Source organism: Acinetobacter sp. 1125_18A, from assembly GCF_052824985.1.
In genome coordinates this window covers 1-775 of sequence record NZ_VTDG01000052.1, presented here as the reverse complement: position 1 = coordinate 775, position 775 = coordinate 1, and the positions used below count along the sequence as shown (strand labels likewise).

General features: G+C 36.8%; 1 protein-coding gene. It reads left to right on the top strand.

Going from position 1 to position 775, the window contains the following annotated elements; translation table 11 throughout:
• Window positions 1-775: TolC family protein (locus FY049_RS22210; RefSeq protein WP_446084432.1), on the top strand; the 775-nt coding region annotated here is incomplete at both ends.

Below are 775 nucleotides of genomic sequence, written 5' to 3'. Positions count from 1 at the left end.
CCATATAGGCAATCAGAATCAACTCCCTGTTGTAAAGCCATATACTGGACAAAAGGCATCACTTAATAATTTATATTTAGAACAAGCGCAAACACAAACAACCAATGCGTATTCAAGGCAAGCAAAAATCTTAAGTCTTGAAGATGCGATTCAAATTGCAGTAAAAAGAAACCCCAATATTGCTCAAACAATTTCAACATTGGCAGGACAAAATGCCAATATTGATGTGGCAAAAGCGCAATATTACCCACAGTTAAAAGCGGGTATGAATACAGGCGATTTTACCTCCAATGATAAAGGTCGCCAATTGTATTCAGTTGAAGCCAACCAACTACTTTATGACTTTGGTAAAGTAAAATCCAGTGTCACCACGCAACAAAATAAATTGGCAGTTGAGCAAGCCAATGTATTAATCAGTATTGATGATATATCGACCCAAACCGCACGGGATATTTTATCCTTACTGCGCTATCGCAATATTATCAAAATAGCGCAAGATCAATTTAATGGGGTCAGTCGTTTACATGAGATTGCACGCTTAAGAGCAGACGCAGGAATCAGCAGTAATGCCGATCCAGTACAAGCACAAAGTTATGTTGAATACGCACGTTCTTACTTAATTACTCAGCAAAACTTTTTAAAACAACAAGAACAAAAATTGCGCACATTATTGGGTTTTGATGTGAGTCAAATGGATTTTAATATTCCTGATGAATTTGTAAAACAATCAGGTCTTTATGACGACCCTGAAATGAATACCATTCCTACGATGATT